The 13,354-nt window shown below is 69.8% G+C and carries 16 protein-coding genes; 7 read left to right on the plus strand and 9 right to left on the minus strand.

Annotated features, from left to right (window positions below; translation table 11 throughout):
- Positions 1 to 7 precede the first annotated feature (7 nt).
- Entirely contained in the window at positions 8 to 427 is a 420-nt protein-coding gene (locus tag BLP83_RS05490; protein ID WP_091239866.1) for an FKBP-type peptidyl-prolyl cis-trans isomerase, read from the minus strand.
- A gap of 81 nt (positions 428 to 508) precedes the next feature.
- Between BLP83_RS05490 and BLP83_RS05495 the strand changes: the two genes are divergently transcribed.
- Positions 509 to 778 (plus strand): putative signal transducing protein, encoded by a 270-nt coding sequence (locus BLP83_RS05495; RefSeq protein WP_091239869.1) that lies wholly within the window; start codon positions 509 to 511, stop codon positions 776 to 778.
- 289 nt (positions 779 to 1,067) lie between these two features.
- Here BLP83_RS05495 and BLP83_RS05500 read toward each other — a convergent pair whose 3' ends face one another.
- Complete coding sequence (locus tag BLP83_RS05500; RefSeq protein WP_091239872.1) at positions 1,068 to 1,922, minus strand: DUF6159 family protein; 855 nt, start codon at positions 1,920 to 1,922, stop codon at positions 1,068 to 1,070.
- Between the two features lie 85 nt (positions 1,923 to 2,007).
- The gene (locus BLP83_RS05505; RefSeq protein WP_091239875.1) at positions 2,008 to 2,820 is read right to left on the minus strand and encodes a ferredoxin--NADP reductase; all 813 of its coding nucleotides are present in this window, start codon (positions 2,818 to 2,820) and stop codon (positions 2,008 to 2,010) included.
- 293 nt (positions 2,821 to 3,113) lie between these two features.
- Between BLP83_RS05505 and BLP83_RS05510 the strand changes: the two genes are divergently transcribed.
- The 4 genes from BLP83_RS05510 to BLP83_RS05525 all read left to right on the plus strand — a co-directional run bounded on the left by BLP83_RS05510 (position 3,114) and on the right by BLP83_RS05525 (position 6,036).
- Positions 3,114 to 3,860 (plus strand): DUF6491 family protein, encoded by a 747-nt coding sequence (locus BLP83_RS05510; RefSeq protein ID WP_091239878.1) that lies wholly within the window; start codon positions 3,114 to 3,116, stop codon positions 3,858 to 3,860.
- Positions 3,857 to 4,594, plus strand: a complete 738-nt coding sequence (locus BLP83_RS05515; RefSeq protein WP_091239880.1) for a hypothetical protein — start codon at positions 3,857 to 3,859, stop codon at positions 4,592 to 4,594. The genes BLP83_RS05510 and BLP83_RS05515 overlap by 4 nt, the downstream gene beginning before the upstream one ends.
- A gap of 135 nt (positions 4,595 to 4,729) precedes the next feature.
- Positions 4,730 to 5,629 carry a dienelactone hydrolase family protein gene (locus BLP83_RS05520; RefSeq protein WP_091239883.1) on the plus strand — a complete coding sequence of 300 codons (900 nt, stop codon included), beginning with the start codon at positions 4,730 to 4,732 and terminating at the stop codon, positions 5,627 to 5,629.
- A gap of 62 nt (positions 5,630 to 5,691) precedes the next feature.
- On the plus strand, positions 5,692 to 6,036 hold the full coding sequence (locus BLP83_RS05525) for a zinc ribbon domain-containing protein YjdM (RefSeq protein WP_091239884.1): 345 nt from the start codon (positions 5,692 to 5,694) through the stop codon (positions 6,034 to 6,036).
- Here the strand turns inward: BLP83_RS05525 and BLP83_RS05530 are convergent.
- Positions 6,018 to 6,434: a hypothetical protein gene (locus BLP83_RS05530; protein ID WP_091239887.1), complete on the minus strand. Its 417-nt coding sequence runs from the start codon at positions 6,432 to 6,434 to the stop codon at positions 6,018 to 6,020. The two genes, BLP83_RS05525 and BLP83_RS05530, sit on opposite strands and share 19 nt — an antisense overlap.
- Positions 6,435 to 6,854, minus strand: coding sequence for a hypothetical protein (locus BLP83_RS05535; protein ID WP_091239888.1), 420 nt, complete (start codon positions 6,852 to 6,854; stop codon positions 6,435 to 6,437).
- A gap of 119 nt (positions 6,855 to 6,973) precedes the next feature.
- On the opposite strand from BLP83_RS05535, the gene BLP83_RS05540 reads away from it, so the two are divergent.
- Positions 6,974 to 7,807: a helix-turn-helix transcriptional regulator gene (locus tag BLP83_RS05540; protein WP_091239890.1), complete on the plus strand. Its 834-nt coding sequence runs from the start codon at positions 6,974 to 6,976 to the stop codon at positions 7,805 to 7,807.
- 43 nt (positions 7,808 to 7,850) lie between these two features.
- On the opposite strand, the gene BLP83_RS05545 is transcribed toward BLP83_RS05540, so the two are convergent.
- From BLP83_RS05545 to BLP83_RS05555, 3 genes are all read right to left on the minus strand, one after another.
- Positions 7,851 to 8,381: a hypothetical protein gene (locus BLP83_RS05545; RefSeq protein WP_091239892.1), complete on the minus strand. Its 531-nt coding sequence runs from the start codon at positions 8,379 to 8,381 to the stop codon at positions 7,851 to 7,853.
- A gap of 79 nt (positions 8,382 to 8,460) precedes the next feature.
- Positions 8,461 to 9,192, minus strand: coding sequence for a hypothetical protein (locus tag BLP83_RS05550; RefSeq protein WP_091239894.1), 732 nt, complete (start codon positions 9,190 to 9,192; stop codon positions 8,461 to 8,463).
- Between the two features lie 434 nt (positions 9,193 to 9,626).
- Positions 9,627 to 10,439, minus strand: coding sequence for a hypothetical protein (locus BLP83_RS05555; RefSeq protein WP_091239897.1), 813 nt, complete (start codon positions 10,437 to 10,439; stop codon positions 9,627 to 9,629).
- Between the two features lie 348 nt (positions 10,440 to 10,787).
- Between BLP83_RS05555 and BLP83_RS05560 the strand changes: the two genes are divergently transcribed.
- On the plus strand, positions 10,788 to 11,741 hold the full coding sequence (locus BLP83_RS05560; RefSeq protein ID WP_143006555.1) for a hypothetical protein: 954 nt from the start codon (positions 10,788 to 10,790) through the stop codon (positions 11,739 to 11,741).
- Between the two features lie 36 nt (positions 11,742 to 11,777).
- Here the strand turns inward: BLP83_RS05560 and BLP83_RS05565 are convergent, their stop codons facing one another.
- Complete coding sequence (locus tag BLP83_RS05565) at positions 11,778 to 13,256, minus strand: hypothetical protein (protein WP_091239901.1); 1,479 nt, start codon at positions 13,254 to 13,256, stop codon at positions 11,778 to 11,780.
- Between the last annotated feature and the right edge of the window lie 98 nt (positions 13,257 to 13,354).

The raw sequence follows: 13,354 nt of genomic DNA on the forward strand, positions 1-13,354 counted from the left end.
GCCGGCTTCAGTCGGGCTCGGCGAGGCGTTCGACCTCGAACAACAGGGAAGCGCCCGGCGGAATCGCGCGACCGGCGCCGCGCTCGCCGTAACCCAAGTCCGGGCCCAGGCGCAGCAGGCGCTGGCCGCCGGGCTTCAGGCCCACCAGACCTTCGTCCCAGCCGCGGATCACCTGCCCCGCGCCGAGCACGAACTCGAAGGGCTGGCCGCGTGCATGCGAGTCATCGAATTTCGGCCCGCGGCCGCCCTCGGCGCGCTGGTCGAAGAGGTAGCCGCGGTAGTGCATGCGAAGGCGGTCGCCCGGCTTGGCGGGCGAGCCCTCACCCTCGCGCAGGTCGACGATCTCGATGCCTTGAATGCGACCGAACTCGGGCGGCAGGGGCTGTGGCGCGCAGCCGGCCAGTGCCAGCAGGTACGCGGACAACATCCAGACGGACCTCCACACGGTCAGGCGGCGCGGCAGCGCGTACGCTCTCTGCTTCATCGAACGGAACCCCATGGCTCAGGTATGCGCAAAGTCTACGAGGCCGACAGCTACATCGACGCGCAGATCACCCGCGGCTGGCTGGAAGCCGCCGGCGTGCCGTCCCTGTTGGCGGGCGAACACCTGGGCGGCGCGATCGGCGAACTGCCGGTCGCGGGCCTGCACAGCCTCTGGGTCGGCGACGATTTCGAGCATGCCGCACGGGCTGCGCTTGCCGAACTCGCGGCGCAGCGCGACGAAGGTGCCGAGGGTGAGGGGGCGGCGGCATCCGACGATGGCCTGCTCCCTGCCTGAACAGTGGCGTCTGCAAGCACGGGCAGCGGCCGGTGAAGGCAACACAGATCCAGTCCCTCCTGGCCTGGATGAGCGGTCGCGAGTCCGGCGCATGTCCGGACTCGCTTTCGCTGGATCAAGCATCGCGTGCTCGATCCACGGGCGCGCCCTTCATGGCGCGCGACAACGCTGAATGCTTCAGCCTTGCCTGAATGGCGCCTCGATCGGTCGGCGATGCTTCGGCGGAGCGCCGAGTCCACGGCACTGCGACCCACGCTGCGCGGCCGCGCTCGATGCCCCTGGGCCGAGCTCAGCGCTTGGGCGCGAACGCCTGGGTGAGCAGGGCACCGTCGAAGCCTGCGCTCTCGCCTTCGCCGCTGGCATAGCGGTACAGGGCTGCCGAGTAGATCCCTGACAGCGCCGCCTGCACGAGCGCGCCGATCACCAGCGCGATGACCAGGATGGCGACCGCCAGGCCGATCAGCACGGCGTTCTGGCTCATCGCTGCGGCCACGATCAGCGCCACGCCCGCAATGACCACCAGGAAGTTGATCAGGCCGAACACGAGGCCGATGCCGCCCTGGCCGATCACGTTCTCGCCCCAGGTGCGCTTGAGCAGCAGCGCGCTCTCCTTGACCGCTTCGACCGGGCCGACATCGCGGCTGACAAGCACCGGCACCACGAGGAAGCTCGCGACCGTCCATGCCGCCCCCAGCAGGCCTGCGATCCAGCGGCCCAGCCAGCCCGCGCGCTCCTGGATCGCGCGCAGGAGCATGCCGACGGTCGCGGCGATCAGCGCGTAGCCGAAGATCGCTCCGAGCTTGCCGCCGGCGATGCGCAGGCCGTCGCCCAGGGTCGGATCGCCGCCCTGCAGGCGGATCATCGCGGCACCCACCAGTGCGGTGTTGAAGAAGAAGATCACGAAGTACTGCGACAGGTAGAACAGGAAGGCCAGCACATAGGCGAGCGGCGGCAGGCCCTGTTCGTCCATCCGCTGCAGCCCATCCAGTGCGCCGAGGCCCAGCGCCGGCAGGACGAATGCTGCCGTCACCAGCAGGGTGGCGATCGAAGACAGCAGCGGAAACAGCAGCAGCTCCTTGTCCTGCCTCAGCACCGAAGCGCTGGCCTTGATCAGCGACCAGCTGCGCGCGAAACGTTCGAACATGGCGAAACCCCCGAAGGCGCGGGCGCCCCCGATGGGCGCCGCGTGAAGACGAAGTATGCGGGGAAGCGTGACGCCTGCGAGCGGACTACTTTTCGACGAAGGCGCGCTCGAACACGTAGTGGCCAGGCGTGCCGATGCGCGGACTGACTTCGAAGCCGCGGCGGTCGAGCAGGGCGCGGAAGTCGGCCAGCATGCCGGGGCTGCCGCAGATCATGGCGCGATCCTGCGCGGGGTCGAGCGGATCGAGGCCGAGGTCGCGCATCATCTGGCCGGAGTCCATGAGGTCGGTGATGCGGCCCGCGTGCACGAAGGGCTCGCGGCTCACCGCCGGGTAGTAGAGCAGCTTGTCGCGCACCATCTCGCCCAGATACTCGTGCTGCTGCAGCTCGCGGGTGAGGAAGTCGCGGTAGGCCAGATCGCGCTCCAGACGCACGCCATGCACCACGATGATCTTCTCGTAGCGCTCGTAGGTCTCGGGGTCGCGGACGATGGCCAGAAAAGGCGCGAGCCCGGTGCCGGTCGCCAGCAGGTAGAGGTTGCGGCCGGGCTTCACGTCCGAGATCAGCAGGGTGCCGGTGGGCTTCTTGCTGACCAGCAGCTCCTCACCCGGCTGGATGTGCTGCAGGCGCGAGGTGAGCGCGCCGTCCGGCACCTTGATGCTGAGGAACTCGAGCTGCTCCTCCCAGTTCGGGCTGACGATCGAGTAGGCGCGCAGCAGCGGCTTGCCGTCGACCATCAGGCCGATCATCACGAACTGGCCGTTCTCGAAACGCAGGCCCTCGTCGCGGGTGGTGTGCAGGGTGAAGTACTGGTCGGTCCAGTGGTGCACGGCGGTGACCCGCTCGATGCGGTAGGGCTTGTCGGCTTCGGCGCGGGCGGGCTGGACGGCAGCGTTCATGCGGAAGGGTTTCCAGGCGCCCGGCCGCGCCGGCCGGGGCCGAGGCGTTGGAGGGGCGCTTGAGGGGGAAGGGAAGGCCTCGGAGCGGAGGCGATTGTCGGCGGCATTATCGCCTGTGGGCTTGAGGCGACTCAAAACTCCGCCTGCCCGAGCCGGTCGAGCTCTCTGCTGTGTCGCTGAATGTGGCCTGTCCAATGCGTCTGTCGCTGAGCGATGCGGGTACTTGCTGGTCCAGCGCCGGATTGGCACAGTTCCGCGCGGCCCGTTCGGCCACATTCCGTTTTGGGGGTTCCATGTTCTTGCGTTCGCTTCTGCTGCTGTCCTGCTGCGCGTACTCGTCCTTCGCCCTGGCCGATGCGCCGCGCGCACCGGCGCCTACTCCGGATTGCCTTGATGCGCGGCAGGTCGATCGCCTGTATCCGGTGTCGCCCTGGCAGCTGGCCGTGGTCCAGGCCGATGGCCGACGCTTCCGCGTCGAACTGGATTCGGCCTGCCCTGTTGTGCTCGAAGATGCGGCCAAGCTCAGCCTGCTTTCGCAGGAGGGCTGGGCTTGTGGCGGCCCGCGCGAGTTCATCGTCGATGCCAACACCGGCACCGCCTGCGCGATCGCCGCGCTTGCGCCGGCGGACGCGCGTGAATTCGCGGCCCTGCTGCGCGAGGCCGGGCAGGGGGACGATGTCCGGCTCGCGCCGCTGGAGGTCAAGGCGAAGGCGCCGCGCGGATTCCGCGGCAGCCACGATCACTGCTTCGCCGCCCGCCATGTGCGCGGCTGGAGCGAATCCGGCGAAGCGCTGGAGGTTGAAGTGGCTGCGCGCCGCTCCGGTGGCAACCTGCGTTACCGGGTCGAACTCGACGAAACCTGTCCCGACCTGGGCCGTGCGATCACCGTGGCTTTCCGCTCGGGCACCGACAACGGCGTGATCTGCGGCCATGCCGGGGATCGGGTGGAGCTGATGGATGTGGGCCTGATCCCTGTGGCCCCGCTGGGTTCGCGCTGCGCGATCCGCGAGGTCTTTCCGATCGCGCAGGTGGCCCGATGAACCGCTCCGTGCTCGCCCTGATGGCGCTTGCCCTGGCCGGCGCGGCCGCCGCCCGTTCCCCCGCGCCCTCGCCGGACTGCCTCGACGCCCGCCTGGTCGAGGACTTCCACGCGCCCTCGGCCTGGCAGCTGGCGGTGGCGCTGTCGAACGGTCAGCGCTTCCGCGTCGAACTGGCCGAGGCCTGCGAGTCGCTGCTGCAGGCCGAGGCCCAGCCCAGTCTGCTGGCTCGCGAGGGCTGGGCCTGCGGTGAGGGCGCCTTGGTGCAGGTGCAGCCGGGCGGGGAGACCTGCGGCATCGCCGCGCTCGCGCCGGTCGAGTCGCGTGAATTCGCGCGGCTGGCCCGTGAGGCTTCGGCGCGCCGGCTGGCGACCGTCGAAGTGCGGGGCCGCGGGCGCAGCGGATTCGGTGGCAGCGCCGACTTCTGCTTCGCCTCGCGCCACCTGCGCGCCTGGAACGAGGTCGATGGTGGCCTCGTGGTCGAGGCCTCCGCACGGCGCGGTGGCGGGCGCGCCAGCTACCGCGTGGAGCTCGACGGCAGCTGTTCCGATCTCGGCCGCTTCGAGAACATCGATTTCGCCTCGGGCGCCAACAACGGCCTGATCTGCGGCAACACCGGCGACACCGTGATCATCCTTCCCGACGATCGGGCCGATCTCGCCGGCATGGCTGCGAGCCGGCTCGGCAGTCACTGTCCGATCCGCGAGGTCTATCCCTTGGCCGTCAGCCCCGGCTGAGTGGCGCGCGCCGCCCGCTGACCGCCGTGCATTACGGCGCTCCGCGGGCGGCGCCAGACGCGGGGCGCCTCGATTCACGCGACCGCGATGCCCGCACCACCAGCCTTGCGAGCCAACCCAATTCTGGAATTCGCCATGAGCACGTCGCGTCGCCTCGACCAGCACGATTTCCATCCCGAAGTGCTGCGCCTGTTCGATCAGTTCGTGCACGGCGCTATTGACCGCCGCGCATTTCTCGCAGGCGCGGGGCGCTACGCCGCGGGAGCCGCGGGTGCAGCGGGCCTCTTGGCGGCGCTCAGCCCGCAGTTCGCCGCCGCCCAGCAGGTGGCTGTCGATGATGCCCGACTGCGCGCCGAGTACCGCGAGTTCGACTCGCCGCAAGGCCACGGCAAGGGGCGCGGCTATCTCGCGCAGCCCGCCGAGCCCGCGGGCCCGCTGCCCAGCGTGCTGGTGGTGCACGAGAACCGCGGCTTGAACCCGCATATCGAGGACGTCACGCGCCGCTTGGCCCTTGCGGGCTATCGCGCCTTCGCGCCCGATGCGCTGTTCACCCTCGGCGGCTATCCCGGCGACGAGGACGCAGCGCGCGCGCTGTTTCCGCAGCTCGACCAGGTCAAGTGCCGCGAGGACTTCGTCGCCGCTTCGCGCTGGCTGCTGGCGCTCGAAGGCGGCAACGGCAAACTCGGCGCCACCGGCTTCTGCTATGGCGGTGCGATCGTCAACCTGCTGGCCACGCGACTGCCCGAACTGGCCGCCGCCGCGCCCTACTACGGCGGTGCGGCGCCGCTGGAAGGCGTGCCGGACATCAAGGCCGAGCTGCTGGTGGTGCTCGCCGCCGACGATGAGCGCGTCAATGCGACCTGGCCGCCCTACGAGGCCGCGCTGACCGCCGCAGGCGCACGCTTCGAGCTGTTCCAGCCGCCCGGCACCCTGCACGGCTTCCACAACGACACCACGCCGCGTTACAGCGAAGCCGCGGCGCGCGAGGCCTGGGCGAGGACGTTGGCCCTGTTCGAGCGCAGCTTGCGCGCATAGGCGCGCTCGGGGCCCCGAGCGGGCGGGCGTATACTTTCACGCCCTTTCCATGGTTCCGTCCGATGTCCGACCTCCTGCCTTCGTGTCCGCAATGCGGCTCGGACAACACCTATCGCGACGGCGCGCAGTGGATCTGCCCTGATTGCGCCCACGAATGGGAGCCCGGCGTCGCAGCAGCGGCGGAGCCGAGCGAGGAGCGTGTGGTTCGCGATGCGAACGGTAGTCCGCTGGCCGACGGCGACTCGGTCGTGCTCATCAAGGACCTCAAGGTCAAGGGCAGCTCGACCGTGCTCAAGGTCGGCAGCAAGGTGAAGAGCATTCGACTGGTCGACGGCGACCACGAAGTCGACTGCCGCATGGACGCCGGCAACTTCATGCTCAAGGCCTGCTATCTGCGCAAGGTCTGATCGCCGCTCGGCGCTGTCGCGGCCAGGCCGATCAACAGCAGGGCGATCGAGGCGACATCGAACAGCAGCACGCGCTGCAGCGCGGGTGAGAGCGGCCAGCGCTGGAGACACAGCAGGGCGAATGCGATGTCGCTGGCCAGCAGCAGGGCGCATCCCGCGCGCAGCGAGCCGCGTCCGTTCAGTGCGAAGGCCAGCGGCAGGCTGAGCAGGGCGAACAGCAGGGCACGGTGCTGCAGCAGCAGTTCGACTGCGGGCTCGATGCTGGCCGCCAGCGCGTAAAGCGTCCGCAGCGAGTCGGCGCCCAGCAGGCCCGGCAGCGGCAGCCAGTGGATCGCGATCGCGACCCACAGGCCCGCGCGGATCCACTGGCGTCCGAAACTGATTCGCGTGCGCTGCATTCAGGCGATCGCCGCGGCGGCGGCACGGATCCGCTCGCTGCGCCGAAGGCCCAGCCACTGCAGCGCGGCGAACACCAGCACGCCCAGCGCCTGCGCGATCAGCAGCAGCCAGCCCAGCGCATTCGGCGCAATCCAGCCGAGGGTCGGCAGCAGCAGGCTGGCCGCCGCCCATTCGACGTTGACGGCGATCGCAAGCCAGACGCTCCAGGCCGGCAGCCGCGCCTGGCCGCCCATCCAGCCGGTGAATGCGGCCCAGCCGAACATGAAGGCGGCGATCAGGATCATCTGTTCGCGGTTGAAGCCGAGTGCGGTGCTCAGCGGCATCAGCAGCAGCGGCACCGCCGCGGCGGCAGCCAGGCTGAGGATGGCGTCGAGCCGCAGGCCCAGGCGCAACAGGGATGAGGGAAGCACGGTGCTCATGGCGGATCTCCTTGGGTTCGGGGGTTGACGGCGGCTGCAGCTTCGGCCCGTGCCTGCCGGCGGTCGATTACCTTCGAGGTAATGCCCCAGCCGCGCCGGCGCGAGTAGCATCCGCCGCCATGGACAGCCCCCGATCGACCGCCGCGTCCGCGTCTTCCTACGCCATCGGCGGCCTGCTGCGCGACTGGCGCCAGCGCCGTCGGCTCTCGCAGCTGGAGCTTGCGCTGGAGGCGGAGATCTCGACGCGACATCTGAGTTTCATCGAGACCGGCCGCGCCCGTCCCAGCCGTGAACTGGTGTTGCGCCTGGCCGCACTGCTGGAGCTGCCGCTGCGCGAGCGCAACCGCTGCCTGCTCTCGGCGGGATTCGCGCCGGCGTTCGCCGAGGCCACGTTCGACAGCCAGGCGCTCGCGGCCGCGCGCGAAGCGGTGCAGCGGGTGATCGATCTGCACTCGCCGTTTCCCGCGGTGGCCGTGGATCGGCACTGGAATCTGCAGCTGGCCAACGCCAGCGCGCAGGCTTTGCTGGGCGCGGTGGCGCCCGAGCTGCTGCAGCCGCAGGCCAATGTGTTGCGCATCAGCCTGCATCCGCGCGGGCTGGCGCCGCAGATCATCAACCTGAAGCAGTGGCGCGGGCATCTGCTGGCGCGCCTGCGCCGCCAGGTCCACGAGAGTGGCGATGCCGCGCTGGCCAGTCTGCTTGCCGAGCTGTCGGCCTACCCGAGCCTGCCGCATGAGTCTGAGCGGCACGACACCCCGGAGTCGCCGACGCCCGATGTGCTGATGCTGTTCCGCCTGCGCAGCCCGTTGGGCGAGCTCGCCCTGTTCAGCACCATCACGGTGTTCGGCACGCCCGCGGACGTCACGCTTTCCGAGCTCGCGCTGGAGTGCTTCTACCCGGCGGACGCGGCGACCGCGGAGCGGCTGCGCGCGCTCTCGATTTCAGGAGGCTGACGCGCTGCATCCGCTGCTGGCGAACGTCAGCCCCGTCAAGCCCTCACGCCCTCAGCCAGCGGCGCATGTGCGGGAAAGGTTCGACCCCGAGCGTCCGCGCTTCCGCCAGTCCATAGGCCATGCCGGCCTGCATCAGCCCATGCAGGCCGGGATAGACGCCGAAGCCGAAGGTCGTCGCCAGCGCCTCGCCCTGGCCGTGGTAGCCGCCGGCATGGAACAACTCGCGCGCGGACAGCCCCACCGCGCAGGCTGCGGCATAGGCCCAAGCCATGGCCTCCGCTTCGCCGGCATGCGGGACATGCTCGCAGTCGTGCAGTGCACCGCTCTGCGCGGGCCGCAGGGCTGCCGGCATCACTGCGAGATGCCCGGCCTCATGCAGCAGATCGCCCGGCCACTGGAGCGCCACCCGATCCACCACCAGGCCGCCCGCGCGAATCGCCACGCCCGGCAGGAAGCCGGGCGTCGCCAGTGGTTCGGCGTCCACGCGCAGCCCGATATCGCGCAGGAAGGCGATCAGGCGATCGGTGGTTGCCGCCGCAGCAGGGGTGTCGATCGGGGCGGAAGAGGGAGCCATGCAGTCACGCAGACGGAGACGGTGCCTCGATTGTGGCCGAAGCCGGACCACAGTGATCGTGGCGCTGCACCGACGCGCCTCAGCCGTTGGCGCGTCCGGCCTGCCGCACCAGTGCCGCCGGGTCGATGTTCTCGAAAGCGCACAGCTCCTTCAGCGCGTACTCCATCACCGCACGCGCATGGCCGGTGACGCGAGCGAGCATGCGATGGATCTGCGCGTCCTTCTCGTTGCGGTTCTGGCACTGCGCCGAATAGGTTTCGAAGGCGTTGAGCGCCAGCACCAGGTCGGCCACCTGGTTGGGACATTCGCAGTCGACCAGGGACTTCACGTCCTGCAGTGCGGCCAGTTGCATGTCGTCGTAGCGCCGCATCGGCGGCTGCTGTTCGAGCCGCAGCAGGGTCGCCTCCGGGCTCACCGCGGTCGCGGTGGCGGACGTGCTGCTGGCGAGGTGCTTGACGATCAGGCCGATCATGTTCGAGCGCAGCGAGCGCGCGCTCACCGGCGCCCGCAGCAGCTGCCGGCGCGGCCCGCGCAGGCGCTCGATCAGGTCCCACTTGGCGAAGGCGTAGACCACCAGGCTCAGCTCCGGATTGAAGGCGCGCTCCAGTTCGTCCAGCACCGCCTCGGGCTGCTCGCCAAGCAGGGCGAGGTCCACCACCAGCGCATCCACGCGCACCGTGCCGGCGGCGGCGAGGAGCTGCTCCTTGCGCTCGCCGGACAGCACGACCTGCAGGTTCTTCTGGTCGGCTTCGCCAGCCTGGCTGCGCAGGTATTGGGGAAGGGTGGCGTGGAAGAGGGCGAGGTTGACCATGGGGGCTGTCCTGGGGGAGGGGGCGTGCAGTGTCCTTCCCCGAGGGTCTAGGTCAGGTGTTGGCAGCTGCTCGATCGGCTCTCAAGGCAACACTGATCAAGTCCCTCCTGGCCTTGCTCAGTGGTTCCGAGTCCGGCACAGGTCCGGACTCGCTTGCGCTGGATCAAGCATCGCGTGCTCGATCCGCGGGCGCGCCCTCCATGGCGCGCGGCGACGCTGAATTCTTCAGCGTCGCCTTGAGGGTTTCCGTAGCGATCGATGCATTCGCGGCGCTCGCGCACGTGCGGGGGCATCGGCAGTTCCCTGCGCACCGCCTGCAGCGTGGCGGCTTGGCCGAGGCTCGCCGCCCCTGCGGCGGATCGGCAAGCGAGTGCGTTGACGGCACGGGTCAGGCAGGAGCGATGCGGGCTGTGCCGGCCTCGCCCGGCCCGCGCTCATTCCGCGCTGGGAAAGGTGAACTCTTCGCCTTCGGAGATGACGCCCATGCGCTCGAACCAGTCGGGGCCCAGCGCACTCTGCAGCGGTCCCGTGCAGGGCAGGGCGGCGATGGCTTCGCCGTCGCGCTCCACCTGCACGCCCTGGAGTTCGAGTGTCTCTCCCGCGGCCCCCCAGCGGCCGATGCCGCTGTAGACCACGTACGCATACGCGCCGTTGTGGAAGCGCAGCCAGCTGCCGCCGCCACCGGCAAACGGCGTGGACTCTCCGCGCGATGCCAGCCGCGGCACCGCGCGGTGGTCAGGGACGGCCAGCTCGGGCGGCGCGCTGCCGTCGGCCTTGCCGAAGCGGTACTGCAGCGAGCCCGATACGTTCGAGGCATCGGCCGAGGCGCACACCGAGACCCGTTTGGTCCCGGTCGCGCAGTCGAAGGCGATGGATTCATCGGGCGCACACAGCGAGACGGCCATGGCCGAATTCGCGGGGCGCAACACCCGTGCCGAAGTCACCAGCACGACCTGATCGCTCTGCCCGCAGTCCACATCGCCCCGGCAGGACTCGGCCAGCACGCTTTCCACGGAGTAGCTGAGCTTGAGCCGCTGGCCGATCAGCGAGGGGTCCTCGCACAGCTCGAACACGGCCGACTCATGGAAGGTCTCGCCGGCGTCCGACTCGAGCTGCAGATAGCAGCTCACATCGCCACTGACGGCTTCGCGCAGCATGCCCACGGTCTGCTTGAGCTCGCCGTCGATCCGCAGGGTCTCGGCGTGCGCGGCGCCTGCGGCCACCGCGCAGGCGAGCAGGCTGGACACGAGCCACCGCCCTTGGGCGTGATGCGGGAGGAGGTGCATGAGGTTCTCACTGGTCAGGGGCAGCGACCGCAGGATGCGGTGCCGCGCTCAGCATAGCGGCCGCGTGCCGCCCATGCCGTCGCGCATGCGTCGTGCCGGGCACTGCCGGCTGCCGCAGCCGACCCGCCGGTGGGGTAGGCGTGGCCCGGCTTGCTTTCAAGCCGCTGTCGCCGTCTTCACCACAACTACGCATTCGATACACATCCGCTGCAGTCTTCGGCGCGCGGCTTGGATAGGTTTGTGGGCGCCCGAAGCGTCTCGCCCGGGCATCGGCACCGCCGATCTCCATCACCGGACAGGGAGGACCCCATGGCACCCAGGATGCTGTTTTCGCTTGCCACATTGATCGCCCCGCTCTTCGCGCCGCAGGCCCACGCCGCCTCGCGCATCGATGACATCCAGCGCGTGCTGCCCAACGGCCAGCTGAGCCGCGAGATTCCCGCCGGTGAGACGGTCACGCTCAGGATCAGCGGTGTCTGGCGCGACAGCTGTACGCCGAACGTGCTGGGCTTCGAGCGCAGTGGTGAGGGGCGACTGCTGAACCTGTTCTGGAACCGCTCGGCCTTCGTTTTCTGTTTCTCGACGCTCACCCCCTTCACCCGCGACATCGAGAACGTGCGTTTCGACGAGAATGAGATCGGCGCGTTGTCAATCACCGTGGTCAACACCCACGACGGACTGGCGGCGCCGGATGGCAGCACCGTCACCCCGGTCCAGGGCTTGACCGTGCTGCCGCCGATCGAGCTCGCCATCCAGGCGCCGGCCGAGCGGCAAGTGACGCACTGGCCCACCGCGCGTCAGCCGCCGGCTGGGCTGTTCCCGGTCACCGCGCAGTACGACCTGAGCGGCGCCTGGTATTCACCGGAGCATTCGGGCACCGGCCTGCTGCTGCAGCACGCGCGTCGAAAGGCGGGCTCCGCGAACCTCGACAGCCTGTGGGGCAGCTGGTCCAACTTCGCCACCGACGGCCGCAGCCAGTGGCATGTGTTGTCGGAGACCTACTGGGCCTCGCCCACCCGTTTGCTGGGCCGGGTGCTGCGCGCCGAGGCCGATGCCGTGGCCTGCACCACACAGTTCCCCAACCCCGAGTGCAACTTCGCCGCGCGTGCGGCGCGTACGGTCGAGACCGTTGGCATTTTCGAGATCACGGTGCACGGCCCGGACGAACTGACGCTCACCATCGACGACTCCGGCACGCCGCTGCTGCTCGGCATGACGCAGCCGCCGGTGCAGGGCTACAGCGTGCGGTTGCGCAGGCTCTGAGGCGCTCGGCGGATCGCGCTTGCGCCGCCGACGCCGTCAGTCCTCGAAGCCGTCGCGGAACATCGGGCCGATCAACTCGATCGGTCCGATATCGCAGCGGATCGGTCCGCCATAGAGGCCTGACTGCGGACGCGAGCTGCCTGCCGCATCGCTGGTCAGGCAGGCCGCCGGATTGGCAAGGCTGGCCGTCTCCGCGCCAGCGTCGATCAGCGGGCTGTTCGGTGCCAGCGCGAAGGCCACGGGCTGTGCGGCCGGCAGGGTCGGCTCGCTGCCGGCCAGCCCCAGCGTGGTCACGCTGAGCGCTGTGGTTCCGCAACCGATCGAGGTGCCCTGCAGGGCAGCATTCGCGTTGTGGGTGTTCGCGGTTCCGGAGCAGTGCGTCCCCGCGGTGCTGCCGTCGAGCCCGATCGCGCCGAAGGCCGTATGCGACAGATTGAAGCTGCCCACGTTGTCACCCATGCGCAGGCTGTGGCCGCTGCCGCCGCTGGCGGCATTGCGCTCGAACAGGCTGTTGCGGATGTCCAGCACGCCGCTGCTGCCGCCGTAGTTGGCGAACTGGACGGCGCCACCCGAGCCGGCGCTGTTGGCGACGAAGCTGCTGTTGCGCACGCTGAGGTTGCGCGCGGCCGAGGCGTTGCCGAAGGCGGCCACCGAGATCGCGCCGCCCTCGCGATCCGCCACATTGCCGCGCAGGAAGCTGCGCTCGACGTTGAGTCCGCCGCTTTCGAGATGGATGGCCCCCCCGAAACCGCCCGCCGTCCCGCCCGGATTGCCCACCCGGTTGCCGCTGAACCCGCTGTCGCGCACTGCGTGGTTCAGGCTGCTGCCGGCGATGTAGAGCGCGCCGCCCAGGGGCCCTGCGTCGCCGCTTCCATCGCTCAGCACGCGATTGTCGACGAAGGTGCTGCGCTCGACGATCAGATTGCCCGCGCCGGCCTTGAGGATCGCGCCGCCGCCCGAGGCCACGGTGGGGATCAGCGTCACCTGGTTGTCGAGAAAGACGCTGTCGGTGACCGTAAGCTGGGCACCGGCATAGATCGCCCCGCCCCCCTGGATGCCCGCCAGGCAGCCCGAGAACAGCACCCGCGCCACCACCATGGGCGAACTGGCGCTGGCATCCACGCCGCTGCGCAGGCAGCCGCCGCCACCCGCAAAGCCCCGGGTGAGGGTGAGATCGCGCACGCTGAACAGCGCGTTCTCGAACGAGAACAGCAGCCGGTTCGTGCTCAGCCCATCGATCTGCAGGCCCGGGCTGCCGCTGCCGTCGATGGTGACGAAGGCGCCGCTGCGGCCGATGGCCGGCAGATTGCTCAGCACCTGGATCGTCTGCCCGCTGCCGACCGCGAAAGCGATGGTGTGGCTGTTTTCCGCGGTATTCGCATTGAGCGACTGGATCGCCGCCCGCAGGCTGCCCGCACCGCTGTCGGCGGTGCTGGTGACGGTGTAGGTGGTGGCGGCCTGGCTGGCGGTGAACGGCAGCAGGGCGAGCGGGACGAGGCAGGACAGGAGGCGCATGGGCAGTGCTCCGATGACAGGCCTCAAGGCTACGTCGCCACGGTGCAGATCCGGACATCGGTGAGCCAGAGCCGCGCGCGTCGCCACGCCCCTGCGGT

Source organism: Aquimonas voraii, assembly GCF_900101825.1.
In the GTDB taxonomy this organism is placed as follows: Bacteria; Pseudomonadota; Gammaproteobacteria; order Xanthomonadales; family Xanthomonadaceae; genus Aquimonas; species Aquimonas voraii.

Coding starts and splice junctions, on each gene's coding strand:
- BLP83_RS05540 (WP_091239890.1), top strand. CDS start 6,974: ATGGACAGCCCCCGATCGACCGCCGCGTCCGCGTCTTCCTACGCCATC.
- BLP83_RS05490 (WP_091239866.1), bottom strand. CDS start 427: ATGTTGTCCGCGTACCTGCTGGCACTGGCCGGCTGCGCGCCACAGCCC.
- BLP83_RS05535 (WP_091239888.1), bottom strand. CDS start 6,854: ATGAGCACCGTGCTTCCCTCATCCCTGTTGCGCCTGGGCCTGCGGCTC.
- BLP83_RS05505 (WP_091239875.1), bottom strand. CDS start 2,820: ATGAACGCTGCCGTCCAGCCCGCCCGCGCCGAAGCCGACAAGCCCTAC.
- BLP83_RS05495 (WP_091239869.1), top strand. CDS start 509: ATGCGCAAAGTCTACGAGGCCGACAGCTACATCGACGCGCAGATCACC.
- BLP83_RS05515 (WP_091239880.1), top strand. CDS start 3,857: ATGAACCGCTCCGTGCTCGCCCTGATGGCGCTTGCCCTGGCCGGCGCG.
- BLP83_RS05545 (WP_091239892.1), bottom strand. CDS start 8,381: ATGGCTCCCTCTTCCGCCCCGATCGACACCCCTGCTGCGGCGGCAACC.
- BLP83_RS05520 (WP_091239883.1), top strand. CDS start 4,730: ATGAGCACGTCGCGTCGCCTCGACCAGCACGATTTCCATCCCGAAGTG.
- BLP83_RS05560 (WP_143006555.1), top strand. CDS start 10,788: ATGGCACCCAGGATGCTGTTTTCGCTTGCCACATTGATCGCCCCGCTC.
- BLP83_RS05525 (WP_091239884.1), top strand. CDS start 5,692: ATGTCCGACCTCCTGCCTTCGTGTCCGCAATGCGGCTCGGACAACACC.
- BLP83_RS05510 (WP_091239878.1), top strand. CDS start 3,114: ATGTTCTTGCGTTCGCTTCTGCTGCTGTCCTGCTGCGCGTACTCGTCC.
- BLP83_RS05530 (WP_091239887.1), bottom strand. CDS start 6,434: ATGCAGCGCACGCGAATCAGTTTCGGACGCCAGTGGATCCGCGCGGGC.
- BLP83_RS05565 (WP_091239901.1), bottom strand. CDS start 13,256: ATGCGCCTCCTGTCCTGCCTCGTCCCGCTCGCCCTGCTGCCGTTCACC.
- BLP83_RS05500 (WP_091239872.1), bottom strand. CDS start 1,922: ATGTTCGAACGTTTCGCGCGCAGCTGGTCGCTGATCAAGGCCAGCGCT.
- BLP83_RS05550 (WP_091239894.1), bottom strand. CDS start 9,192: ATGGTCAACCTCGCCCTCTTCCACGCCACCCTTCCCCAATACCTGCGC.